Origin of the sequence: Wenzhouxiangella sp. XN201, from assembly GCF_011008905.1 — a bacterium.
Taxonomy (GTDB): Bacteria; Pseudomonadota; Gammaproteobacteria; order Xanthomonadales; family Wenzhouxiangellaceae; genus Wenzhouxiangella.
The window spans coordinates 115414-139742 of sequence record NZ_JAAIVI010000022.1 but is presented as its reverse complement, the minus strand read 5'-3'; the positions used below and the strand labels follow the sequence as shown (position 1 = coordinate 139742).

Below are 24329 nucleotides of genomic sequence, written 5' to 3'. Positions count from 1 at the left end.
ATTAGTCGAGGGCGACTTCGACGCTGAACGCGCCGCGCAGTTCGCCGACCGAATACCCGCGAGCCTGGTCGTCGGGGTAGGCCGCTTCGATAGCGTCTGCGACTGCCGGACTGATGTCGCTGCCGTGGCACGCGGTGCACAGGGGCTGGGTTGGAATGGCTTTCATCCAGTGTCCGTAGCGGCGCTCGCCGTCGTTGCGGATGGCGAAGGATTCGATCTCGCCGGGTGCCTTGCCGGCGGCAAGGCGTCGTTCGAAATCTTCCATGGCGCGGGTTTCCCACCGGTCGGGTGCATTGTCGGGGTTGCGCACTTTTAGCGAGGTGCGGCCGACCTGCAGTTGTTCATCGGATATGGTCTCGGCGATCTGCGGTGCCTGGTGCCTGCAGACCTCGATGCCCGCTACCGGGCCGCCTTCGGCGATGGCGGCCTGCAGTGCCTGCTGCAGCTGGCTCCCGAGTTCCCCGGCGGCGGTCCGGGCCTCACTCACCCAATCTGGCATCCGGTCCTCGACTGCGAAGACTGAGGTGCTTAGTGCGGCGAATAGCCCCAGGGTCAGCCGGCGCATTAGTTGAACGCTTTTCCGGGTTGTTTGCCAATGGCCTTGAGAATCCTGGCCAGGGGGCAGAAGCCGGTAAAGGCAGCCTGGAACATGTTCAGGCCCACGAACGCCGTCAGGAACAGCCAGTAGACGCTGTGAACCTGAGACAGCACGAGGCTGAGCAGGATCATGAAGCCTGCAAAAGCAAAGACGAGTCGATCGATATTCATGGGGACTCCCTGCCGTCGTGGCGGCTTTAAGATTAGATAAATCTAATATAAAGTCGTTCGCTCGAACTTGCAAGGAAAAACGCCAACCGGTTCAGCCCGCGATGGCGCGGATAATCAGGAAGAACATTACCGACAGCAGGGCGCCGGCCGGGATGGTGATGATCCAGGACATGAAGATCGAACCGACGGTGCGCAGGTTGATCGCGGCGATGCCGCGGGCCAGGCCGACACCCAGGATGGCGCCGACGACCGTGTGTGTGGTCGAAATCGGCAGTCCCGTGCCGGAGGCCATGACGATGGTGGCCGCGGCCGCCAGTCCGGCCGCGAAGCCGCGCGAGGGCGTCAGCGTGGTGATATTGCTGCCGACTGTCGCGATCACGCGGTGTCCGTAGGTAGCCAGGCCGACAACGATGCCGCCGCCGCCCAGGATCAGGATCCAGACCGGGACGATGGCTTCCTGATTCACGCTGCCGCTGCTGGCCACGCTGACCACGGCCGCCACTGGACCGATGGCGTTGGCGACATCGTTGGAGCCGTGTGCGAAGGCCATTGAGCAGGCCGTGACGACCATCAATACACCGAATATGCGCTCGACCGTGTAGTAGTGAAAGTCGGTGTCCTGCAGGTCGGTATCGGGAATGCGCATGATGAAAACTGTGCCGACGCCCGCAATGATGACGCCCAGGGCAACGGCCAGGCTGTAGGCATGGATCGGATCGAGATCGATGCCAATGTGTTTGAGGCCCTTGAACACGGTCACCAGGGTCATGAAGAACCCGGCCAGGAAAATATAGCCCGGCACCCAGCGGCGGGCAGCGCGCAACGGATCCTTCCGGTCGAGCACCAGGCGCTGCACGCTGGTGAACAACAGCCAGGCGATGAAGCCGGCCATCAGCGGGCTGATCACCCAGCTCATCACGATCTGGCCGACCTGGTCCCAGTGAACGGTCGAGAAGCCGATTCCGATTGCCGCAAAACCGACCACGGCACCGATGATGGTATGGGTGGTCGAGACCGGCCAGCCGCGTGCCGAGGCGATCAGTAGCCAGGTCCCGGCGGCCAGCAGGGCCGCGAGCATGCCGAAGACCAGCAGCTCGGGCTGGCCCTGTAGCAGAGATGCATCCACGATACCCTTGCGGATAGTGCTGGTGACACCGCCGCCAGCCAGCACAGCGCCCCCGAACTCGAATATTGCGGCTATAAGAATGGCTTGCTTGATCGTGATGGCGCGTGAGCCCACCGAGGGCGCCATGGCGTTGGCCACATCGTTGGCGCCGATGCCCCAGGCCATGAACAGGCCAAACAGTGCCGCCAGGATGATGTAGAAAATCGCCTGTTCCATGAAGCCTAGGTCCCCGGGGTTCTGGTGGTTTCTAGCGTGCGATCATCAGGTGCAGTCGGCTCCCGACCCGTTGGGCAAGGTCGCCGAGATCACCGGTCCAGTCGATGATCTTGTAGAGAAACATCACGTCGATCGGCGGCAGATCCCGTTCAATTTCGAACAGGCGTGCTCGCAGCTCGACCTGAAGGCTATCGCTGTCGTTCTCGACCCGATCGAGTTCCTTGATCATGCCCATGACCAGTTCGATCTCGCTCCCGCGAAATCCGGTTTCGAACAGTTCGTCGAGTTCGTTGACCGTCTTGTGTGCCTGGAGTACGGCGTCGAGACAGCGATCGGCAAAGGCCAGGTACGTATCCTGCAGGGCTTGTGGAAAGGTCATGCGCCGCCCCAGCATGAGGCCGGAGATGTCGCGTGCCTTGTTGGCAATACGATCCTGTACCGAGAGCATCTCGAGCACATCGGTGCGCGCCACCGGCATGAACAGAGTGCGCGGCAGGTTGAGGCGCAGATCACGCTTGAGATCGTCTGCTTCGTGTTCGAGCCGGACAATGCTCTTGCGGACTTCTCCGGCGCCCGTCCAGTCGCCGGCCTGGGCGGCGCGGACGAATTCCGGGAGTTGCTGGGCGCAGGCCGCAGCCTTTTCGATGTGCTCTTGCAGAGGACGAACCGGCGACTGACCGAAAACTCGTGAAATGTAACCGCTTGGATTCATGAAATTTTCTAACCCGATTGGGCGTGGCCGGCAAGTGATTGGCGCGAATTGTAGCAGTTTTGTGACCGAATCATGACGGTGCTCACGGAGATTGCGGTGAATTCCTGTCACCGGTTGGTGAGCGATCGGTGAATGCTGGCATAATGGGCTGAAGTTGTCCGTGTAATTGTCAATGGCCCGCGACAAGGCATCATCCGACTCGATCTGGAGCCGCGAAATGATCGTCCACCCTTCCGATCTGGAGGTGGGCAATTTCGTGGTGCGCCTCGATATTCCCTGGATCGATACGCCATTTCCCCTGCAGGGCGTGCTCATCGACAACGAGAAAACCCGCGAGTGGTTCGAAGATCACTGTGAGTGGGTGGTGATCGATCACGAACGCAGTGACACGCCGGTTTCGAAACCGCTCAGACGTCCGGCCGGGACCCAGCCTGCCGAGGATGAAGCGCCGCAGCTCTCGTCCAGCCTGGAGCACCCGGCCAATGCCCTACGCGGTGAGCGCATCGACAAAGACAGCGTCGGGGTCGCATTGCGCGCCTACAATCTGATCGACAGCCAGGCGCGACAGATGATTCGTGGCTTTTCCCAGCGCGGCACACTGGAAATCAAGACGGCCGAGAAGGTCGTGGCCGAACTGGCCGGTTTCCTGCAGCAGAATCTCGCGGCAATGGTATGGCTGACCCGCATCAAGGATCGTGACGACTACACAGCGCAACACTCGATCAACTCGGCCATTCTTGCGCTGGGTCTGGCGCATGCACTGGAGTGGCCGCCAGACATGATCGAGAAGGCCGGCCTGGCGGCGCTGCTGCACGATGTCGGCAATGTCGATACCGATGCGTCCATTCTCAACAAGCCCGACCTGTTGACCGAGGAGGAATATCGCCACGTCAAAACGCATACGCTCAAGGGATACGAGATGCTGTCGACGCGTGACGAACTGGATCCGGTGGTGGCACTGGCCGCGTTGGAACATCATGAGCGTACCGACGGCAAGGGTTACCCCTACGGCAAGTCGATTGGTGACATCAACCAGATCTCGCGCCTGGTCTCGGTGGTCGACGTTTACGATGCCGTGACCTCGCAACGAAGCTACCGGCCGGCACGCTCACACCACGACGCCCTGGGCGTTCTTTGGCGTGGGCGTTCGCACAAGTTCGATCGCAAGATGGTCGAAACCTTCATTCACTTCCTTGGCTGGGTAGCACCGGGCACCCTGGTGCGCCTGTCGAGTGATGAGCTGGCGGTGGTCGAGGAAACGAATATCATGCACGGCTTCTATCCGGTCGTGCGCAAGCTCGTTCAGGGTTCGGCGGGCTATCGGCCGGGTGAGCGTGTCGATCTGGCGGAGCTGCGCGATGCCGACGGCAACCCGCTCATCCACATCGATGAGGTGTTGCCGGACGGTCTGCCCGGCATCAATGTCAAGGCCATGCTGGTGTCGGCACTCGACTGAGCGCGCCCAGGCCATAATTGGCTAGAGGGTTTCCGGTAATGCCTTCGCGGGTTGCAACGTTCAGAGGGAGAAAAACATGAGCCAGCTCGATCGCTTTCGTCGATTGCTCGGCATGCGACAGCCGGACGACCGTCGGAGTACCCGGCGGAAGAACGCGCGCAAGGGTCTTCGGGTACTGATCGTGGACGATTCGCAAACGATCGTTGCCGCTCTCGGCCACATGCTCGGCCAGAACGGCTATGAGACCGACAGCGCCGACAGCGCCGAAGCTGCCCTGGAAAAGGCCCGGACCGATCCGCCCGACCTGATCTTTCTCGACATCGTCCTGCCCGGGATGAGCGGGTTCTCGGCCCTGCGCCAGTTCCGGCGCGATCCGGCGACCGAGTCGGTTCCGGTGATCATGATCAGCGGCAATCCCCAGGCCGTGGAGGAGTTCTATCTGAAGAAGATCGGCGCCGACGATTTCATGAAAAAGCCGTTCGGTCGCTACGAGGTCTTTTCCCGCATCGAGCGCCTGGTCAGCGACGGTGAGTTACCTGCCCGGGAGCGGCCGGCAGCGGAGCCGGCAGATCTCTGATTTCGTTCTTGACCCCGATCAAAGCTTCGTACTTGCGACTCGAATAGACTTCCGGCCGGACAGGCGAATAACCTCGAATGACGTTTTGAATTCGGATTTGTGACGATTTCATATTGCTGTCATATTCCTGCCACAAAATCTGCGCGCAGTGGCTGCGGCCTGATCTGAAATACACAGCGGGAAACGTCATCATGAAGAAACTTGTTCTTGTCACCGGCTTGACCGGCATCTGCCTGGCCCTCATCGCACTGGCCGGACCGGCGCAGGGCCAGGAGGCTCCAAACCGCGGCTGGGAGTTCGGTGGTGACCTGCGTGGCGGTTTCTATGCCAGCGAGCGCGACGGACGCGACGGCAATGAGAGCAGTGCCGAGAGCCTGCGTGGCCGCTTCAGGTTGTTCGCACAGCGCGAGCTTTCCGACAACTGGTTGTTTCGGGGGCGAGTGGCCACCTGGGTCACCACTGACGGCAACGACTATTCGCTGGAGTTCGATCGCTACCGGGCCTCGGGTACGGGCACGCGGCCGGGCGAGGTGCATCTCGACGAGTTTTTCCTGCAATGGGCCGACGATGCGCAGCGTCACCAGCTGCGCGTGGGTCGCTTCCAGACGGGATTCAAGCTGCCGGTCGTGCCGGATAAGAGCCTGGACCGCAATGACGCCTCCAATGTCGGCATCGGCTGGACCGACGGTGTGCACTGGATCAGCCAGCTCGGCGCGGGCTGGGAGAGCCATGTGATTGCCCAGCTCAACCACCGGCGCGGCACGGGCAACACGGCGCGCGCCCCGATCGATTTTTCCGACAGCGGCTCGCGCGTTGGCGCCTACCTCGGCCTGCGTTCCACCGAGCGCTGGGGGCCGGTGTCGATGCGCATGCTCACGCTCCACTGGATTCCCGACGCGCTGGCCACTCATGGAGTCGGCGATGCGCGCCGGGACGATTACCTGACAGCCACCGCCAAGGCGGCCGCGGAGTGGCCGGTGGGCAGTGCCGGCATGCGCTTCGTGCTGGCCGGCGAGTTCGGTCGCGCCTTCAACACGCCGCAGCAAAGCACGATGCAGCTCGGCACCATCGACGACGTGGCCGGTGACGGCTATCAGGTCAGCGCCAACCTGTTCGACATCCGCCCCGGTCACAATCTCGGCGTGGTCTACGGTCGGGTCGAAGCCGGCTGGCTGACATCCAATGACTTCAGTAACAACAATCATCTCTACGAGATCCGCTACCAGCATCACTTCAACACAAAGCTGCGGCTGGACTTTCGCCTGCGCTACCGCGAGGAGATCGAGCGGCGCCTGGGCGCATCGGAGCTGCAGCAGGACCGCGACATGTACGCGCGCCTGACCTGGAAGCTCTGACCGCCCGGGGGTGAATCGGCGCGCTGCCCGCGCGCCGTGCCCGGCATCCGCTACACTGAGCGGCCCCGCAATTCCGGAGTTGCCGCATGGTCGCAGTCACGCTCGTCGCCTATCTCGTCGTGCTGATATTGATCGGAATCTGGGCGCAGCGACGCGTCGGCGACACGTCCGACTTTCACCTGGCCGGACGCCGCATGGGTCCGATCGTGGCCTCTTTGAGCGCTTCGGCCAGTTCGTCGTCGGCCTGGACCCTGCTGGGCGTCAGCGGCGCGGCCTACGCCTGGGGCCTGCAGGCGCTCTGGCTGATCCCGGCCATCTGGTCGGGATTTTTCATCAACTGGGTCTTCATCGCGCCGAAGCTGCAGCCGGCCAGTCACGAGAACGGGGCGCTGACCCTGGTGGAGTTTCTCGGCCGCGGCTCGGACGCGGCCAATGAACAGCGAATTCGCGCTTTCGGGGCCGCCATCATCCTGTTCTGCTTCACCTTCTACGTCGCATCGCAGTTCCAGGCGGCCGGCACCGCCATCGCTACGGCCCTGACGGTCGACACTGCCGTCGCCATCCTTGCCGGGGCGGCAATCGTGATCGCCTACGTCTTTCTTGGCGGGTTCTGGGCGGCGAGCGTCACCGACGCACTGCAGGGCCTGATGATGCTGTTCGTCGCGGCCGTCCTGCCGGTTGTGGCGCTGGTGGCGGTCGGTGGCCCCGCGGAACTTCAGTCCGGACTGCGGGCGCTCGAGGATCCTTCATTGATGCGGGTCGTCGATCAGCCCGGCCTGCTGCTGTCGATGGTCTTCATTGCCGGACTGTTCGGGATCGGCCTCGGCTACCCCGGGCAGCCTCACGTGGTCAACCGGTTCATGGCCCTGCGGTCGAGCTGCGAAATCCGATTCGCCCGCAGCATCGCTCTGTCCTGGGCGGCAGTGATTTATGTCGGCATGGTGGTGCTGGGTTGGTGCGGTCGGGTGTTGATGCCCGAATTGCCCGATGGTGAGTCTGTATTGCTGGAGCTGGCGGTGGATCTGCTGCCGGCCGTTCTGGGTGGGCTCGTGACCGGCGGCGTACTGGCCGCCATCATGTCGACCTCGGACAGCCAGCTGCTGGTGGCCGGTTCCGCGGTCAGCCACGATCTCAGGCGCGGCAACGGTTCGCTCATGCTCGATCGAGTGGTAATCCTGCTGCTGGGGGTCGCAGCTGTGGTGCTGGCGTTGTGGTTCCCGGATTCGATTTTCGATCGCGTGCTGTTTGCCTGGCAGGCGCTCGGCAATGCCTTTGGTCCACTGCTGATCGTGCTGCTGTTTTCAGGCGGGGTGCGTTCGCGCTACCGACTGGCGGCAATGCTGACCGGGTTTTCGCTGACGGTGCTGATCAGTATCTATCCGGGGCAGGCGCCGGGCAATGCGATCGAGCGCCTGCTGCCCTTCGCCATTGCCCTGGTCATTGCCCTCGCCGGACGGGTCAGGGCTGGCAAAACTCCTGATACAGCACGGACATGATCGCAGAGACCTGGTCACTGGCCAGGGAATAGAAGACCGTCTGTTGCTCGCGGCGAGTCTGGACCAGGCCGGCATTGCGCAATACGGCCAGGTGCTGCGACAGTGCCGACTGGCTCAGCGGCAGGTGCGAGTTGAGTCCGCTGACCGAAAGCTCGTTGTCGAGTAAATGGCACAGGATCATCAGCCGATGCGGATTGGCCATCAGCTTCAGAAAGCCCGAGGCCTGCTCGGCGTGCCTTGCCATTTCCCGTGGTTCCGGTTTGTCGACCGGCCCGTTCGTTGCCAGAGTGGATACGCTTGCCATAGCCGCCGATTATTACTCAACTGGTGCCCGCTTCGCAAAGGTTTCGAAGTACCCGGGGCCGGATACGGTCAGTTTGGGGCTAGAAGGCCTGCCGGGATACAATGGCACGTTAACAATTCCTCACGAAACCGACGCTCATGAGCCAGACTGCAGAAACCCTGTCGCGGGCGCCCGGCGCCAAGAATGATCTGCCGCTGCGGATGGTGACGGCCGCCAGCCTGTTCGACGGACACGATGCCGCCATCAACCTGATGCGCCGACTGATCCAGGCCGAGGGCTGCGAAGTCATCCACCTGGGACACAACCGCTCGGTGGCCGACATCGTGCGCGCGGCCATCTGCGAGGATGCTGATGCCATTGCGGTCAGTTCCTACCAGGGCGGGCACATCGAGTATTTCAAGTACATGGTCGACATGCTCGACGAGCTCGGCGCCAGTCACATCAAGGTCTTCGGCGGAGGCGGCGGCACGATCACGCTCGATGAAATCCGCGAACTCGAGGACTATGGAGTCACTCGCATCTACCACCCCGAGCACGGGATGAAGATGGGGCTCAAGGAGATGATTGGGGATCTGGTGGAGCGGACCCGACAGGCTCGGGAAGAGCGACAGGCGGGATCGACTTCGGCAGGTGCTGGTGAACGGGACTCGGGACTCGGGACTCGGGACTCGGAAGGCCGGATCGACACGCAGCTAGTCGCGCGGAAGCTTTCTGCCATCGAGAACGGAACCATTACAGAACATGAGCTGGCGCAATTACGTAAGAAGGTGCGAGTCCCGAGTCCCGAGTCCCGAGTCCCGATCATAGGGCTGACGGGTACAGGCGGGGCGGGCAAGTCCTCCGTGACCGACGAGTTGCTCAACCGCTTCCTGCAGTACTTCCCCGACATGCGCATTGCGGTACTGGCGGTCGATCCGACGCGCCGGCGCACCGGCGGGGCGTTGCTGGGTGATCGCATCCGCATGAATTCACTTCGCTCCGAGCGCGTGTTCATGCGCTCGATGGCGACGCGGAGGCAGCACCTGGCCACGTCCGAAGTGGTGGCCGATACCCTGGCGCTTCTGCGCAGCAGCGGCTTTGACCTGGTGATCCTGGAAACCGCGGGCATCGGCCAGTCGGATTCCGAGGTGGTCGATCTGGTCGATTTCCCGGTCTACGTGATGACCTCCGATTTCGGCGCGGCCAGCCAGCTAGAAAAGATCGACATGCTCGACTTCGCCGAGCTGGTGGTACTCAACAAGTTCGACCGTCAGGGCTCGCAGGACGCGTTGCGTGATGTTCGCAAACAGTGGAAGCGAAACCGCCTGGCCTTCGACCTGGCTGACGAGGACGTGCCGGTCTACCCGACCATCGCCAGCCAGTTCAATGATCCGGCGCTGACGTGGATGTTTGTGAATTTGTGCCGGCTTCTGCGGGAGAATGGGGTATCTGATGGGGGATCGGATTCCGACAAGAGTGGAGATCGGGACTCGGAAAAAGGCCGGGACTCGGGGTGGGGCAGCGAGCGTTGTGATTTTGATCCGGATGTGGAGTTGGACGATCACGAGCCGTCGGCCTCGGTGCTGATCCCTGGCAATCGGGTGCGCTACCTGGCGGAGATTGCCGAGCAGGGCAAGACGCTCAACGAAAAGATTCTCGAATTTGCTGAAGAAGCCCGCCGTGCCCAGCATTATTACGAAGTGCTGCGCGAATTCACGCCCGGAAATCTTCCGGCTCCTCTGGTCCCGGACTCCGCGAGTCCCGAGTCCCGAGTCCCGAGTCCCGAATCCGAAGAACCGGGCGAGGACGCCACGATCACAACGCTTCGCCAACGCTACGCCGAAGCCCTCAAAGCCCTCCCCCAACAAGCCCTCGATCTCCTTCGCCAGTGGCCCGACCTGAAGGCCGCGGTCGAAGCCGATGAATTCAGCTACGAGGTTCGCGGCAAGACGATTACCGGCTCCAACTACCGGGAGTCGTTGTCGAAGCTGCAGATTCCCAAGATCGCGCCGCCGCAGACCTCCGACTGGGGCGACCTGCTGGTGTTCCTGATGAAGGAGCACTTGCCCGGGCACTATCCCTATACCGGCGGCGTCTACCCCTACCGGCGTACCAACGAGGACCCGATCCGCATGTTTGCCGGCGAGGGCACGCCGGAGCGGACCAATCGCCGTTTTCATTACGTCTCGGAAGGACAGCCAGCCAAGCGCCTGTCGACCGCCTTCGATTCGGTCACCCTCTACGGCGAGGATCCGGCCGAGCGGCCTGACATCTACGGCAAGGTCGGCAATTCGGGTGTCTCCATTGCCACCCTCGACGACATGAAGAAGCTCTATTCGGGCTTCGACCTGGCCGATCCGACCACCTCCGTGTCGATGACCATCAACGGTCCGGCGCCGATGCTCATGGCGATGTTCATGAACACGGCCATCGACCAGCAGGTCGAAAAGCACTTGAAGGAATCCGGCCAGTGGGAGGCCGCGCAGAAAAAGCGCGCCGAACTGCTCGGGGACGACGTGCCGGAATACACCGGCGATTTGCCCGCAAGCAACGACGGGCTGGGTCTGGGCATGCTGGGTGTCACGGGGGATCAGCTGGTCGACGCCGACACCTACGAGAAGATCAAGGCCGATACACTCAAGGTCGTCAGGGGCACGGTACAGGCCGATATCCTCAAGGAGGACCAGGCCCAGAACACCTGCATCTTCTCAACCGAGTTCGCCCTGCACATGATGGGTGACATCCAGCAATACTTCATCGACAAGGGTGTCAGGAATTTCTACTCGGTATCGATCTCGGGCTATCACATCGCCGAGGCCGGGGCGAATCCGATCAGCCAGCTGGCTTTCACCTTGTCGAACGGCTTTACCATCGTCGAGTATTACCTGGCACGGGGCATGGACATCGACGAGTTCGCCCCGAACCTCAGTTTCTTCTTCTCCAACGGCATGGATCCCGAGTACTCGGTCATCGGCCGGGTGGCGCGACGCATCTGGGCGCGTGCCATGCGCGAGCGCTACGGCGCCAGCAAGCGCTCGCAGATGCTCAAGTACCACATCCAGACCTCGGGCCGCTCGCTGCACGCCCAGGAAATCCAGTTCAACGATATCCGGACTACCCTGCAGGCGCTCTACGCGATCTTCGACAATTGCAACAGCCTGCACACCAATGCCTACGACGAGGCGATCACCACGCCGACCGAGGAATCGGTGCGGCGTGCTGTGGCCATCCAGATGATCATCAACAAGGAACTGGGTCTCAATTACAACGAAAACCCGTTCCAGGGCAGCTATATCGTCGACCAGCTCACCGACCTGGTCGAAGACGCCGTCTATGCCGAATTCGAGCGCATCTCCGAGCGTGGCGGCGTACTCGGCGCAATGGACACCATGTACCAGCGCGGCAAGATCCAGGAAGAGTCGCTCTACTACGAGCACAAGAAGCACGACGGTTCGCTGCCGCTGGTCGGGGTGAATACCTTCCTGCCGCCGGAAGGCAGTGAACAGGAAGGCGGGGCGATCGAATTGGCCCGTTCCACCGAGAACGAGAAGCAGCAGCAGGTGGCCAACGTGCAGGCGTTTCGCCAGCGAAACGAGACGCGTGCGAAAGAGGCCGTCGAGCAGCTGCAGACGGTCGCGCGCGAACGCGGCAATACCTTCGAAGCCCTGATGGAGGCGGTCAAGTGCTGCTCGCTCGGCCAGATATCGCACGCCCTCTACGAAGTCGGTGGTGAATACCGGCGCAGCATGTAATGCTGCCCTTGCTGTGAGCGGCCGTTCGGGACGTGCCTTGATTCCCCCGGGGATTTCTGGTCAACTCCCCGGGTCGACGAGAACCATAAAAGAGGATTTATTTGATGTCCCAGAATAACGAGGGGAGCCCGGCGATCCCGGGTCAGCGTCGCTTCTTCGGTCATCCGGCCGGTCTAGGCACACTGTTCTTTACCGAGCTGTGGGAGCGTTTCAGCTACTACGGCATGCGGGCACTGCTGGTGCTGTTCATGACTGCCGCGGTGCTGGAAGGTGGCCTGGGCATGGACGATCCGACCGCGTCGGCGATCTATGGCCTCTACACCGCTGGCGTTTACCTCGCCGCGCTGCCGGGCGGCTGGCTGGCCGACCGCATCTTCGGCCAGCAGAATGCCATCTGGTACGGGGGCATCATCATCGCCGCTGGCCATATCGTACTGTCGCTACCCGGCTTCGGCCTGGTGCCGGAGTTATTCGGCTTCTATATTGGCCTGGTCCTGATCGTTGTCGGTACCGGCCTGCTCAAGCCCAACATCTCCAGTTGCGTGGGCGAGCTTTATCCGGAGGGCGGTGCGCGCCGTGATGCCGGCTACGTGATCTACTACATGGGCATCAATGTCGGCGCCGCACTGGGGCCGTTTATCTGCGGGCTTTTGCGCGTCAACGTCGGCTGGCACTGGGGTTTCGCCGCGGCCGCAGTAGGCATGATTGCCGGCCTGGTTGTCTATCGACTCACCCAGAAGCACCTGGGTGAGTTTGGCAAGAAGCCGCACCCCACACCCGCCCACAAGCAGGCGCAGACGAAGTACATGTCCTGGGCGATCTATGCCGGCACTGCACTGCTGTTCCTGATTGCCTTCCTGGCGCTTGGTGGCGTGGTGGAGATCAACGCGCAGATGCTGGCCGAATACAGCGTCTATGTGATTGTCGCGGTCGCCGTTCTGTTCTTCGGCCGCGTTCTGCTCGACAAGGAGCTGACCGGCCTGGAGCGGCGACGCACCGTAGTGCTGGTGGCGCTGTTTATCGGCGCGGCCCTGTTCTGGGCGGGCTTCGAGCAGGCTGGTTCTTCACTCAACCTCTTTGCCGAGCGCTACACGGCGCGCGAGATGCTGGGCATCGTGATTCCCGCCGAGGCCTTCCAGTCACTTAACCCGGTCTACATCCTGATCTTCGCACCGTTTTTCTCGGCGCTCTGGATCAATCTGGGCCGACGTAATCTCGACCCGTCAACTCCAATGAAGTTCGCGCTTGGTTTCGCTCAGCTTGGCATCGGCTTCGGTTTCATGTGGATAGCCGGTTCGCTGATCCAGGACGGCGACCAAGTGCTGCCCACCTGGTTGCTGCTGACCTATCTGTTCCACACCACCGGTGAGTTGTGCGTCAGCCCGATCGGCCTTTCGGCGACCTCCAAGCTGGCCCCACGCCAGTACTACAGCCAGATGATGGGTATGTGGTTCTTCGGTGCCGCGCTGGGTAACCTGCTGGCCGGCCTGCTGGCCGGTTCGTTCAGCGGTGATCGTGTCTCCGAGTTCCCCGAGCTGTATCGCAACGTTGTGATTTTCTGCGGTGTCGTGACCGTCGGCTTCCTGGTCGCCACGCCCTTCCTCAAGCGCATGGCAGCCCTGGATAAAGTCCCGGGCGATGATGACCATACTCGCCAGGACGAGCCGGGTGCCTTCGACGCCGATGTGCCGGCCGGCCGGGACCGTCGCGACTGATCCGTCGACGTGGATCAACCGGAGTCCGGCCGCCGGCCGGATTTCCGGGACGCCTGCGGCAGACTGTGATGCATGACCAACGCGCAAGCTGGGTCCTGTTCCTGCTGCCACTGGGACTGCTTGTTGCCATGGTGCTACTCAAGCTCGAAGCACCGTTGCACTACAAGTCGCTGGTACGCGAGGACGGCCTGGTCGAAAACCTCCAGTTCCTACTCTTTTTCGGTGCCGGGATCGTCGCGATCCTGGCCGGTCGTCGCCTGGTCGCGACGGGCCTGAAACTTCATTGCGGACTTTACTGGCTGCTCGGCATCGGCTTGCTGGTCGTGGCGATGGACGAAATCAGCTGGGGGCAACGGCTTTTCGGGATCGCAACGCCCGAGCGCGTGGCGGCTGTCAATCTCCAGAACGAGCTGACCGTTCACAACCTCGAACCCCTGATGATCTACCTGCACGTGGCTTACCTGTGCGTGGGGGCCTACGGCAGCTTTGCCTGGTTGTTGAATGCGATCTGGCCGCCGGCAGAGCAGTCGCTCCGGCGCTTCGTCATCGCCGACTGGTACCTGGCCAGCTACTTCGCCGTCCTGCTGCTGGTCTACGGCCTGATCGAGCTGGCCCAGTGGGTTCAGCCGAGTCTGCTCGGGCAGCGGCTGGTTATCGGCGAGTTCATCGTCTTCCGCGACCAGGAGCCGGCCGAACTGATGCTGGCGCTGGCCATGGCAATCTTTGTGCTGATCAACTACTACAGGGCGAACGCCCTAGCTCGCCAGGGCGCCACCGCAGCTTGAACCCTGACCGGCCGTGCAGCCATAGCAGTGATCGGCCACGCCGATTTTCCTTGGCAGCGAGTCGACCTCCAGAAGATCCTGCAGGCGCGTAGGCTGCCGCTTGCCTTCCAGCGGCAGTCCCAGCATCTGGTTGAAGTCACAGTCGTAGACGTAACCACGGTAGTCAACGCTGAGCAGGCTACGGCACATCACGGCCTTGAGGTTCTCGGGCTGGTAGGCATTCTTGAGCAGCGTCATGTAGTTGCCGAATTCACCCTTGCTGAGCAGGATGGCGCCGAAGCGCTTGATCGGCATGTTGGTGAGCGTGAACAGGTGATTGAAGTGGATATTGAACTCTTCAGCCAGCAGGCGCTTGTAGTCGGCCTCGAGCGCGCCCTGCGGTGGTGGCAGGCTGGCGCCGAGCGGGTTGTAGACCAGGTTGAGTATCCGCCCTGATCCGGACTTGCCGTAACCAAGCGCGTTGAGCTGTTGCAAGGCGCTGATGGACGATTCGAATACGCCGTTGCCGCGCTGGGCGTCGACGTTGTCCTTCGAGTAGCAGGGCAGGGAGGCGACCACTTCAACCTCATGCTGCGCCAGGAACTTGCCGACCCACTCATAGCCGAGTTCATTCATGATGGTGGGATTGAGCCGGTCCATTACATGCAGTCCCCTGGCTCTCGCCCGCTCGACCAGCCAGCGGAAATCGGGGTTCATCTCCGGCGAGCCGCCGGTCAGGTCCAGGGTGGTCGCTTCGAATCGATCGGCCACGTTCAGTGCCGTCTCCATGGTCGCGCGGTCCATCAGCTCGGTGCGTTTCGGCCCGGCATTGACGTGGCAGTGAATGCAGCTGAGGTTGCACAGATAGCCCAGGTTCATTTGCAGGGTATCGAGCCGGTCGCGGGCGATGGCCGGGAAGTCGCTTCGTTCGAGCAGGGGCCAGCTTTCACGCATCGTCGTTCTCCGGTTTTCGGTCCGCGGCGGTGTCGCGACGGAAGGGATTGATCAGAAGCGAAATCAAGGATTGCTCCCGCGGCGAGCGGAATCGCTCCAGCCCGATCAGCATCCTGCGTTCGTCTTCGCGAGGTGCCGGTGTGTAGCTGTCGAAGATCCTGTCCCAGGTCGACAGGTGAAAACCGTAGTTGCTGTCGGTCTCGGGGCGCCAGGTCGAGTGGTGAATGCGGTGCATGGAGGGGGTGACGATCAGCCAGCGCAGACGCCGGTCGAGCGCCGGCGGAAAGCGGAAGTCGGAGTGGGTGAACAGTGAGCCGGCCGAAAGCAGGATTTCGAAGATGAGCACGGCGAGTGGGTGCGGGGCCAGCAGCCAGACCAGCGCCAGCTTGATACCCATCGACAGGACGATCTCGAGGGGATGAAAACGCACGCCGGTGGTTACGTCGAAGCCGGTGTCGGCGTGATGCACGCGATGCATGCGCCACAGGACCGGAATGGTGTGAAGCAGTCGGTGTTGCCAGTAGATGGCAACGTCAAGAAGCAGTATCGCCGTGACGATCTCCAGCCAGGCCGGCCAGTCCAGCCAGCCGTACAGCCCGCCGCCATGGACCTGCACGGCAAAGGTGACGGCCAGTACCGGAAAGGCCAGGCGCAGCACCAGGGTGTCGATGGCAACCAGGGCCGCGTTGGTGAGCTGGCGCATGCTCCAGCGTCCATCGCCGCGCGCCGGCCATAAGCGCTGGGCAATCAGCAATACCGCCAGGGTGGCCAGGAAGATGGTGAGGCGGATGAGGGGTTCGGATTGCACCAGAGTTCAGGGTTCAGGGTTCAGGGGATCAGGCAACGGACCATCGCCCACCCGGGCTTCGAGCGCTTGAGCCAGCGCTATTTGCGAGGGCAGGGGCTGATTCAGGCTCCGTAACTCTGTGGCGACTCGTTCCATGTCTTCTTGCGTATCCAGGTCGGTCAGGTTCGTCAGCTCCAGCCACTCGGATTCGTTACCCAATGATCGCCTGAACTCGAACAGCGTATCAACACGGCTGTAAGGAACGCGTGTCCATTGCTGCATGGCCGTTACGTGATTGCCGCCTATGGACCAGAAACCGCCATCCCGGGCTGGTCCGATCACGTGGCGCGGTCGATCAGTGTCCAGCCAAGCGGCCGCCCGGACCAGTTCAGCCGGATCGAGCTGTGGGGTGTCGGCACCGAGCAGAAAACCGCTGCCGTGCCTGGTTACCAGCTCGGAAAACACGCGGTGCATGCGTTCGCCAAGGCTGCCCTGGCCCTGCTCGAGATGGGCCAATCCCGGCCATTCTGAAGCGACATCCCCGGGCTGTTCGGCCAGTGCCCAGTAGACGTGCTCGGCGGCGATTCCGGCAACCTCGGCCACCGCTGCCGCGCAGCGGCGGTAGAGCGATTCGGCACGCCCGGGGCCGATTGTTCTGGCCAGCCGGGTCTTGACCGGAGATCGTCCGGGCGTCTTGACGAAAATGGCAATGGCGCTCATGTCCGATTCGACCCCTCGTTCCGGCGGGCATTGCGGATCAGGTGCCAGGCTGCGACCTGGTGCCTGATCGTCGTGGTCAGCCAGCCGTTCTTGCGATAGCGGCGGGCGCTTGTCCGTATGGTCATCTCCATGGGCTGTGTCTTCAGGCCGGCGCGCCGGGCGCGCACTATGAAGTCGAGGTCTTCCCCGCGCTCGAGGTCTTCACGGAAGCCATCCAGTTGACCAAATCGTTCGGCGGGAATGCACAGCCCCTGGTCGCCGTAGGGCAGGCCAAGCAGGCGCGAGCGCAGGTTGGCACCGAGGGCGTTGAGTCGCGCCAGGCCCGGACCGTCGTCGAGAAAGCGAAGCCGGGCATAGCCGATGGCCTGATGGTGCTTTTCTGCAAAATCCAGGACGCGCTCGACGGCGCCCGGCTCGAGACGGCAGTCGGCATGCACGAACCACAGCCACTGGCCTTTGGCCTGCGCGGCTCCGCAATTAAGTTGTCGGCCGCGCCCGGCCGAACTGCGAACGAGTTGCGCGGCTGGGGGCAATGCATCTGCCGAGTCGTTTCCGGCCAGTGAGACGATCAGCTCTGAAGCTGGCGAGGAAGTGCCGAGGACAGGCAGGAGTCCGGGATCCGGCTGCTCACCCGGCGCGATGGGCACGATAATGCTCAGTATGGGCTTGGTCACCGCTTCAGCGATGCAGCTCGCCCTCACGCTCGGGCTGGAAGACGATTTCTTCGACTTCGACCTGCATCGTGCCGCCACCGGGACGCGGCCAGTCGATGCTGTCGCCCTCTCGCATGCCCAGCAATGCGCTGCCGACTGGCGCCATCACCGAGATTTGCTCGCCCGAGTCCTTCAGGTTGGCGGGATAGACGAGGGTCTTGGTATAGCGGTGTCCGTCCGCCAAAAATCGCACGGTCGAGTTCATGCTGACGACGTCGGCGGGCATATCGGCCGGTTCGGTCAGCTCGCCGCGGGCCAGTTCGGTCTCCAGCTCGTCGCGCCCGGGAAAGGCACCCGGGGGCAGGTCGTCGAGCAAGTTCTCCAACCGGTGCAAATCGATCGAGGATAGGACGATGTGGGGTCTGGCTGTCATGACAGTTCCTGAAGCTTGTTCGCATGCACAAAGGGCCGGCACCGCCAAATCGACGGCCACCGGCCCATCACTTGTCCAAGTGTAACCCTTTCGCGATGAAAAGGGGATCAGTGCCCTCGCCGCCAGGTGAAGAAGCGCTCGGCCCAGCGCAGGGCGGTTTCGGGCTGGTGGGCCCTCTTCCACTCCCCGGCGGCAAACTTGTTGGCCTCGCTGAAGGTGGGGTAGACATGAATCGTGCCGAGCAGCTTGTTCAGGCCCAGGCCATGCTTCATGGCGAGCACGAATTCGGGCAGCATCTCGCCGGCATGGGCGCCGACGATGGTCGCACCGAGGATGCGATCCTTGCCGGGCTCGGTCAGCACCTTGACGTGGCCGTAGTCGGCACTGTCGGCAATCGCGCGATCGAGATCGTCCAGGCTGTAGGTGGTCACTTCGACATCGATCTCCCGCTCGCGTGCTTCGTCCTCGCTCAGGCCGACCCGGGCGACTTCCGGATCGGTGAAGGTCACCCAGGGAATGACGCGGTAGTCCGTGCGGAACGACCATAGCGGACTGATCAGGGCATTGACTGCCGCCGACCAGGCCTGGTGGGAGGCTACATGCGTGAACTGATAGGGTCCGGCGGCATCGCCACAGACGTAGATATTGGGGAAGTTGCTGCGCTGGAAGCCGTCGACGTCGAGCCGGCCCGCGTCGTCGATCCGCACGCCCAGTTCCTCCAGGCCGTAGCCCGCGGTCCGGGTCCTGCGTCCGAGGGCGACCAGCAGGTGGGAGAACTCGAATGCAGTCTCCTCGCCGTCGTGTTCGCACACCAGTCGCCGGCCTTCGGCGTTGGATTCGACCCGCAGGGCCTTGTGGGAAGTCGCGACCAGCACGCCGTCGCGCTCAAGGTGTTCGGCCAGCAACTGGCCGGCTTCGGCGTCTTCGCGCGGCAGGAGGTGCTCTGCCATCTCGACCACGGTCACCTTCGAACCCAGACGGGCAAAGGCCTGGGTCAACTCGGCGCCGATCGGCCCGCCGCCGAGCACCACCAGGCGCTCGGGCAGTTGTTCGAGATCCCACAGCGTATCGCTGGTCAGATAATCGACCTTGTCGAGCCCCTCGATTGGCGGCACCAGGGGTTCGGCGCCGGTGGCCAGCACAATCGCGCGCGCGCTGATGCGCCGCCCTTCGACCTCGACTTCCCAGGGCGAGACCAGCTTCGCCTCGGCCTTGATGACATCCACGCCCATCGCCTCGTAGCGCTCCGGGGAGTCGTGCGGTGCGATCTTCCGGATCGCTTCGCGCACCCGCGCCATCACTTCACCGAAGTCGAGTTCGGCTTCCATGCGACGTATTCCGTAGCGCTTACTGTCGCGCGCCTCGGCCATCGCGCGCGCCATGCGGATCAGGGCCTTGGACGGCACGCAACCGGTATTCAGGCAGTCGCCGCCCATGCGGTGTTTCTCGATCAGCGCGACTTTCGCCTTGACCGTGGCGCCAATGTAGGCCGAGACGAGGCCGGCCGAACCTGCGCCGATGACGATCAGGTTATAGTCGAAATGCCCGGGTTTGCTAAAGCCGGCGTAGACCTTGCGCGTCTTGAGCAATCGCAGCAGCCAGCGCAGGATCAGTGGCAGCAATCCCAGCAGCACGAAGGCACCGATCAGTCCGGGTGAGAGCACGTCGCCGACCGAGTCGACCTGGGCGAGCTGGGTGCCTGCATTCACGTAGACGACCGTGGCCGGAAGCATGCCGAGCTGGCTGACCCAGTAGTAGGTCCAGGTGCGGATCGGCGTGAGCGCCATGACCAGGTTGATGACCCAGAATGGGAATACGGGCACCAGCCTGAGGGCCAGCAGGTAGAAGGCGCCGTCCTTTTCGACGCCGGCATTGATCTTCTCCAGGCGCTTGCGGAAGCGTCTCTGGATGGCTTCCCGGAAGAGAAAACGCGCGGCAAGAAAAACCAGGGTTGCACCGATAGTGCTGGCGAATGACACCGCAATCGTGCCGGTGACGACTCCGAACAAGGCGCCGCCGGCCAGGGTCAGGACGGCCGCGCCGGGTACCGACAGGGCGGCCATGACGATATAGATGGCCATGTAGACGGCCAGGGCCAGCAGCAGGTTGTCCTGCGTCCAGGTCAGCAGGGCGTCGCGCCGCTCGCGCAAGGTCTCGAGGTTCAGGTACTGCTGCAGGTCCAGCGCCACGAAGGCGACGATGGCCGCCAGGAAGAGGCATGCCACGGCCAGGCGCAGAAGCAGGCGTGAACTCATCGGTTTTCACCTCGATATGAAGGTTCAAGTCGGCAGCTTAACCGGCCGCTGGTCGAGGCGATATACGCGTTTTCCCTATGGCGTGCCTGTGAGCAACTCAAGTCCTTCGGCCCAGCGTAACGCGTTCGATTCCGGCCAGGTCACGGTGCGAGGCGATCGCATGGAAATCCGCCGCCTGCAGCAAATGCCGGACCTCGCCGGCCTGATCATGACCATGTTCGATCAGCAGACATCCACCAGCGGCCAGTGCCCGCGCCGACTGTTGCACGAGTTCGCGGATGACATCGAGCCCATCGGACCCGGCGACCAGCGCCGTTTGCGGCTCGAAACGGACATCGCCTCGCGCAAGGTGCGGATCGCCCTCGGCCACGTAAGGGGGGTTGGAGATCACCAGGTCCGGGTGAATATTGACCAGCGGCTCGAGCAGATTGCCCCGCAGCAGTTCGACTGCGTCGGCACCCAGCCATTTGCGGTTCCGGTGTGCAATCGCCAGGGCCTCGGCCGAAATATCGGTGGCCATCACCTGCCAGCCCGGACGTTCCAGGGCGAGCGTCAGGGCGATGCAGCCCGAGCCGGTGCCGACATCGACGACGCGTGCCTGCTCGGGCAGGGGCAACTGCAGCGCGATATCGATCAGCAGCTCGGTTTCCGGGCGCGGGATCAGGACGCCGTCGCCGACCTCGAACTCGCGGCCGTAGAACTCGCGCTGACCAAGCAGGTAGGCGACCGGGCGACCGCATTGACGTTGCCGGACCAACTCGAGGCAGGCGCGCCACCGCTCGGCCTCGATCGGGTCACCGGCATGGGCGTACAGCCAGGCGCGGTCGCGTTCGAGCGCGTGGGCCAGCAGTAGTTCGGCCTCGAGGCGTTCACCCAGACGGGCCGCTGCGTTCGTCACCGCCCGCCCGATCGTTGCCGGCATACCGCACTCGGCAGACGTGGTCGATTGCATCAGGCTTGCACTCCCGCTTCGTGACCAGACTCTCATTGCTGCCGCCAGGCGACTTGTTTGCGTGCGGCTTATCCCGGATGATACCGGTATTACTGAAAGGGGAATGAAAACCAGCTAATGCCGAGTTGCTATGAACGGCTTGACCGTGAGGTCGGGTCGTCGCCCAAAGGGGGGCGCAAGTCGGAACGAGACTGCCGCAAGCTCAGTGGCGGTTCGCTTGCGTTCCTGTTAATCCTGGCCCTGATGCCGACACTCGCGGGTGCCGGGCAGCTGAACCTGCGCCTCTACGACACGCGTGACGGCATTCCACAGATCCAGATCAGCAGTGTGCACCAGGACGAACTCGGCTACCTGTGGGTCGGGACCTACGGCGGCCTGGCACGTTATAACGGCAACCGTTTCGAAGTTTTCCGAACCGACGCCGGGCTCTCTACCAGCTACATCAACGTGGTCGAATCCGATACCCGCGGAACCGTCTGGGTCGGCACTGCGCGCGGCCTCTGTCGGCGCAAGGCAGGGCGGTTCGATTGCTTCAACCCGGATAATGTAGATGAACTGATGGTCAACGATCTTCAGATCGATGGCGGCATGCTTTGGGTGGCTGCCGACGAGGGTTTGTTTGTTTTTGAAGATGACCAGTTCAAGCCGGTCGAGGGCTGGGCCGGACTGGCGGGGTCGGCAGTCGTGCACGCCCTTGCGCTGGATGATAACGGGCGTCTCTGGGTTGGGGGCCAGGCGGGCCTGTTCTTGCTGGCGGCGGCCGAGCTGGAAAGGCAGCCCCTTCCGGCTAATGGCTCGACCGTGTACGACCTGGAAATCCACGATGGCGAACTGTGGATCGGCAGTAACGGCACCCTGTTTCGCCTGGATCCGGTCACCGGTGGGATCGAGGAGCGGGCGTTACCGATTCCGTCCGGGACCCGAATCGATGACATCACCTTCGATTCCGACGGCACCCTTTGGGCGGCAACGCCTGAAGGACTGATTCGTGGAGGCAGCGAAGGGCCCGAGCTGCTGACCACCCGGGAAGGTTTGTCCAATAATCGTACCTTGTCGCTGGAGCAGGACCGCGAAGGTCTGATGTGGATTGGTAGCGACCAGGGTCTGATCAAGGTGCTGCCTGGACCTTTCGAGGGGTTCTCGACCAAGAACGGCCTGCTGGCCTCGTTCGTGCGAACCATCAACGAGGATGATCAGGGCCGGCTCTGGCTGGGCACGCGTGAGGGTCTGCAGATCGTCACGAAACGCGACGGGCGCTGGCGTTTCGACGAATCGCGACCCATCCTGCGTTCCGATGGCCTGCCCGACAACCGGATCTTCAGTATTGCCTTTACAGGCCGGGAAAGCGCATGGATTGCGACCGGGCAGGGTGTGGCGCACTTGCACGATGAAAAAGGTGTTACCGAGCTGATCGATGCCGGGGATGGCCTGCCGGCCGAGGAGATTCACTCGCTGCTGATCGACGGCGGCGACCGACTCTGGATCGGCAGCACTCGCGGGGTGCGCTGGCGCGAGAATGGCGAGCTTCAAACTCCCTCTGACGGAAAACTGGCGCAGGCCTTTGCCCTTCGTATCCGCGAGGACTCGGCCGGTCGCCTGTGGTTTGCGACGCTCCGCCACGGCTTGCTGATCCGCGAGCCGGACGGGACCGTGGCTTCCTATCAGGCCGCCGAGGGCCTGACCGATGAGATGCTCTGGGATATCGCTCCTTCCCCGAACGGCTCGATGTGGGTAGGCAGCAATGGGGACGGTATCTTCCGCGTCTGGCCCGATGGCCGCATCGAGCAGTACACGAGCCGCGATGGCCTGGTCGACGACTCGGTCTGGCAAGTGCTGGAGGATGATCGTGGCCGATTGTGGGCCTATACCAACCGCGGGCTGTCCCGAATGGAGGACGACAACTTCGTCAATTACTCCGAGCGCGACGGCCTGTTGCACCTCGAGGGCGGCGCAACCGGCGCGTTTCAGACCGGTGACGGCATGCTGTGGTTTGCTTCGGCCGACGGGTTGATGCGCTACGACCCGGACGGTGAATACAGCAATTCGGTCGCGCCGCCGGTGGTGATCGAGTCGGTCGAACTGGACCGACAGCCGGTGGAGAGTGGGCAACGGCTGCCGCATCGACCCGGCAGCCTGACGATCAACTACGCTGGATTGAGCTTTCAGGATGAAGACGCGGTGCGATTCCGCTATCGTCTGCTCGGCGCCGGCGAGCGGTGGTCCGAACCGACCGATAACCGGCAGGTCACCTACGCCAATCTGGGGCACGGCGAATACCGGTTCGAGGTCATGGCCCGTAATCCAGATGGAGTCTGGAGCGAGCACCCGGATCGCTTCGAGTTTTCGGTTGACGCTCCGTTCTGGGCCAGGACCTGGTTCATCTTGTTGTGTGGCGCGACGCTCGCCCTTCTGGTCTGGGGCGTTATTCACCTGCGCTTGCGGCAGATCGAGGCCACACGTCGACGTTTGCAGCACCTGGTCGGGAGCCGTACCGCGGAATTGAGCGAGGCCAATGACCGCCTGCGCCACATGGCACGCAGCGACCAGCTTACCGGGCTTCCCAATCGGCGCTACCTGTTCGACCGGATCGGTGACGACATTGCGCGCAGCCGGCGGGCGCATCACGACGATGATCCTGTCAACGGCGATGTTGCGTTTCTGATGGTCGATCTCGATAACTTCAAGCAGATCAACGATGTCCACGGTCATGATGCCGGTGACCGCATCCTGCTCGAGTTCAGTCGCACCTTGGGCCGGCAGTTGCGTGATAGCGACTACATGATTCGCTGGGGCGGGGAGGAGTTTCTCGTCGTGGCCTGTCAGACCGAGTGTGGGCAGGCGCACCAGATTGCCCAGCGCATGATTGAAGGTGTTCGTGCCAACCGATTCACCATCGACGACGCAGGCCAGGATCTGGGGCTGACCTGTTCGATTGGCATTGCCTGCTACCCCTTTGGCAAGCCCAACGATGCGGTCGACTGGGAGCAGGTTGTCCAGCTGGCCGACGTTGCCGTCTACCAGGCCAAGGGCGCCGGCCGGGACCGTTGGGTCCAACTCGAGCCAGGAGAAGGTCTCGTCGTGTCGAGTGGCGATGAATTCATGCAGCAGGTCAAGGAAGACCCGGACCAGCTGATCGCACAGGGGCAGTTACGGCGCCGCGAGGGCGGTTGATCACACCCGGCTATCTAACCGCCGCGCGCAGCGCGATAGGCGGTTCGGTGGAAGGCCTCGACCGAAGGCGGATGCTTGGAAATTGGCGGGGATGGTGGCCAGGGACGGAACCGAAGGTCGCTGACCTCGTGTCAGCCATCTAACCGCCCGGCGAAGCCGGATCGGCGGTTCGGGGGAACGCGTT

Annotated in this window: 20 protein-coding genes; 8 read left to right on the top strand and 12 right to left on the bottom strand. The window is 62.8% G+C overall.

Translation table 11 applies throughout. The annotated features are described in order from the left end of the window. Nucleotide 1: 1 nt before the first annotated feature. From G4Y73_RS13475 to G4Y73_RS13460, 4 genes are all read right to left on the bottom strand, one after another. A complete protein-coding gene (locus tag G4Y73_RS13475; protein ID WP_164232339.1) occupies nt 2-487 on the bottom strand; it encodes a DUF3365 domain-containing protein in 486 nt (161 codons plus the stop codon). A 77-nt stretch (nt 488-564) separates the two neighbouring features. Then, complete coding sequence (locus G4Y73_RS13470; RefSeq protein WP_164232338.1) at nt 565-768, bottom strand: DUF2892 domain-containing protein; 204 nt, start codon at nt 766-768, stop codon at nt 565-567. Nucleotides 769-859: 91 nt separating this feature from the next. Next, nucleotides 860-2110: an inorganic phosphate transporter gene (locus G4Y73_RS13465; protein WP_164232337.1), complete on the bottom strand. Its 1251-nt coding sequence runs from the start codon at nt 2108-2110 to the stop codon at nt 860-862. A 31-nt stretch (nt 2111-2141) separates the two neighbouring features. Next, nucleotides 2142-2822 carry a TIGR00153 family protein gene (locus G4Y73_RS13460; protein ID WP_164232336.1) on the bottom strand — a complete coding sequence of 227 codons (681 nt, stop codon included), beginning with the start codon at nt 2820-2822 and terminating at the stop codon, nt 2142-2144. A gap of 172 nt (nt 2823-2994) precedes the next feature. Between G4Y73_RS13460 and G4Y73_RS13455 the strand changes: the two genes are divergently transcribed. The 4 genes from G4Y73_RS13455 to G4Y73_RS13440 all read left to right on the top strand — a co-directional run bounded on the left by G4Y73_RS13455 (nt 2995) and on the right by G4Y73_RS13440 (nt 7706). Continuing rightward, the gene (locus tag G4Y73_RS13455; protein WP_164232335.1) at nt 2995-4278 is read left to right on the top strand and encodes an HD-GYP domain-containing protein; all 1284 of its coding nucleotides are present in this window, start codon (nt 2995-2997) and stop codon (nt 4276-4278) included. Between the two features lie 76 nt (nt 4279-4354). Continuing rightward, on the top strand, nt 4355-4855 hold the full coding sequence (locus tag G4Y73_RS13450) for a response regulator (protein ID WP_164232334.1): 501 nt from the start codon (nt 4355-4357) through the stop codon (nt 4853-4855). 191 nt (nt 4856-5046) lie between these two features. After that, a complete protein-coding gene (locus G4Y73_RS13445; protein WP_164232333.1) occupies nt 5047-6210 on the top strand; it encodes a hypothetical protein in 1164 nt (387 codons plus the stop codon). Nucleotides 6211-6296: 86 nt separating this feature from the next. Continuing rightward, on the top strand, nt 6297-7706 hold the full coding sequence (locus tag G4Y73_RS13440; protein ID WP_164232332.1) for a sodium/proline symporter: 1410 nt from the start codon (nt 6297-6299) through the stop codon (nt 7704-7706). On the opposite strand, the gene G4Y73_RS13435 is transcribed toward G4Y73_RS13440, so the two are convergent. Then, nucleotides 7669-7950 (bottom strand): metalloregulator ArsR/SmtB family transcription factor, encoded by a 282-nt coding sequence (locus G4Y73_RS13435; protein WP_240451364.1) that lies wholly within the window; start codon nt 7948-7950, stop codon nt 7669-7671. The two genes, G4Y73_RS13440 and G4Y73_RS13435, sit on opposite strands and share 38 nt — an antisense overlap. A gap of 197 nt (nt 7951-8147) precedes the next feature. Here G4Y73_RS13435 and G4Y73_RS13430 point away from each other — a divergent pair, with 197 nt between their 5' ends. From G4Y73_RS13430 to G4Y73_RS13420, 3 genes are all read left to right on the top strand, one after another. Then, nucleotides 8148-11741 carry a methylmalonyl-CoA mutase family protein gene (locus G4Y73_RS13430; RefSeq protein WP_164232330.1) on the top strand — a complete coding sequence of 1198 codons (3594 nt, stop codon included), beginning with the start codon at nt 8148-8150 and terminating at the stop codon, nt 11739-11741. Nucleotides 11742-11845: 104 nt separating this feature from the next. After that, the gene (locus G4Y73_RS13425) at nt 11846-13456 is read left to right on the top strand and encodes a peptide MFS transporter (RefSeq protein ID WP_164232329.1); all 1611 of its coding nucleotides are present in this window, start codon (nt 11846-11848) and stop codon (nt 13454-13456) included. Nucleotides 13457-13524: 68 nt separating this feature from the next. After that, nucleotides 13525-14241, top strand: a complete 717-nt coding sequence (locus tag G4Y73_RS13420) for a hypothetical protein (RefSeq protein WP_164232328.1) — start codon at nt 13525-13527, stop codon at nt 14239-14241. Here G4Y73_RS13420 and arsS read toward each other — a convergent pair. The 7 genes from arsS to prmC all read right to left on the bottom strand — a co-directional run bounded on the left by arsS (nt 14212) and on the right by prmC (nt 20974). Beyond that, nucleotides 14212-15174 (bottom strand): arsenosugar biosynthesis radical SAM (seleno)protein ArsS, encoded by a 963-nt coding sequence (gene arsS, locus G4Y73_RS13415; protein WP_164232327.1) that lies wholly within the window; start codon nt 15172-15174, stop codon nt 14212-14214. The two genes, G4Y73_RS13420 and arsS, sit on opposite strands and share 30 nt — an antisense overlap. Continuing rightward, on the bottom strand, nt 15167-15982 hold the full coding sequence (locus tag G4Y73_RS13410; protein WP_346426860.1) for a sterol desaturase family protein: 816 nt from the start codon (nt 15980-15982) through the stop codon (nt 15167-15169). Before G4Y73_RS13410 ends, arsS begins: the two co-directional genes overlap by 8 nt. A 6-nt stretch (nt 15983-15988) precedes the next feature. Further along, complete coding sequence (locus tag G4Y73_RS13405; RefSeq protein WP_164232326.1) at nt 15989-16681, bottom strand: DUF2064 domain-containing protein; 693 nt, start codon at nt 16679-16681, stop codon at nt 15989-15991. Further along, entirely contained in the window at nt 16678-17355 is a 678-nt protein-coding gene (locus tag G4Y73_RS13400) for a glycosyltransferase (protein WP_164232325.1), read from the bottom strand. The genes G4Y73_RS13405 and G4Y73_RS13400 overlap by 4 nt, the downstream gene beginning before the upstream one ends. A gap of 4 nt (nt 17356-17359) precedes the next feature. Then, nucleotides 17360-17767, bottom strand: coding sequence for a nucleoside diphosphate kinase regulator (gene rnk, locus G4Y73_RS13395; RefSeq protein WP_164232324.1), 408 nt, complete (start codon nt 17765-17767; stop codon nt 17360-17362). A gap of 107 nt (nt 17768-17874) precedes the next feature. After that, nucleotides 17875-20022 carry an FAD-dependent oxidoreductase gene (locus G4Y73_RS13390; RefSeq protein ID WP_164232323.1) on the bottom strand — a complete coding sequence of 716 codons (2148 nt, stop codon included), beginning with the start codon at nt 20020-20022 and terminating at the stop codon, nt 17875-17877. Between the two features lie 97 nt (nt 20023-20119). Beyond that, complete coding sequence (prmC, locus tag G4Y73_RS13385; protein ID WP_240451363.1) at nt 20120-20974, bottom strand: peptide chain release factor N(5)-glutamine methyltransferase; 855 nt, start codon at nt 20972-20974, stop codon at nt 20120-20122. A gap of 117 nt (nt 20975-21091) precedes the next feature. Between prmC and G4Y73_RS13380 the strand changes: the two genes are divergently transcribed. Then, nucleotides 21092-24145, top strand: a complete 3054-nt coding sequence (locus tag G4Y73_RS13380; RefSeq protein ID WP_164232322.1) for a ligand-binding sensor domain-containing diguanylate cyclase — start codon at nt 21092-21094, stop codon at nt 24143-24145. Nucleotides 24146-24329: the final 184 nt, after the last annotated feature.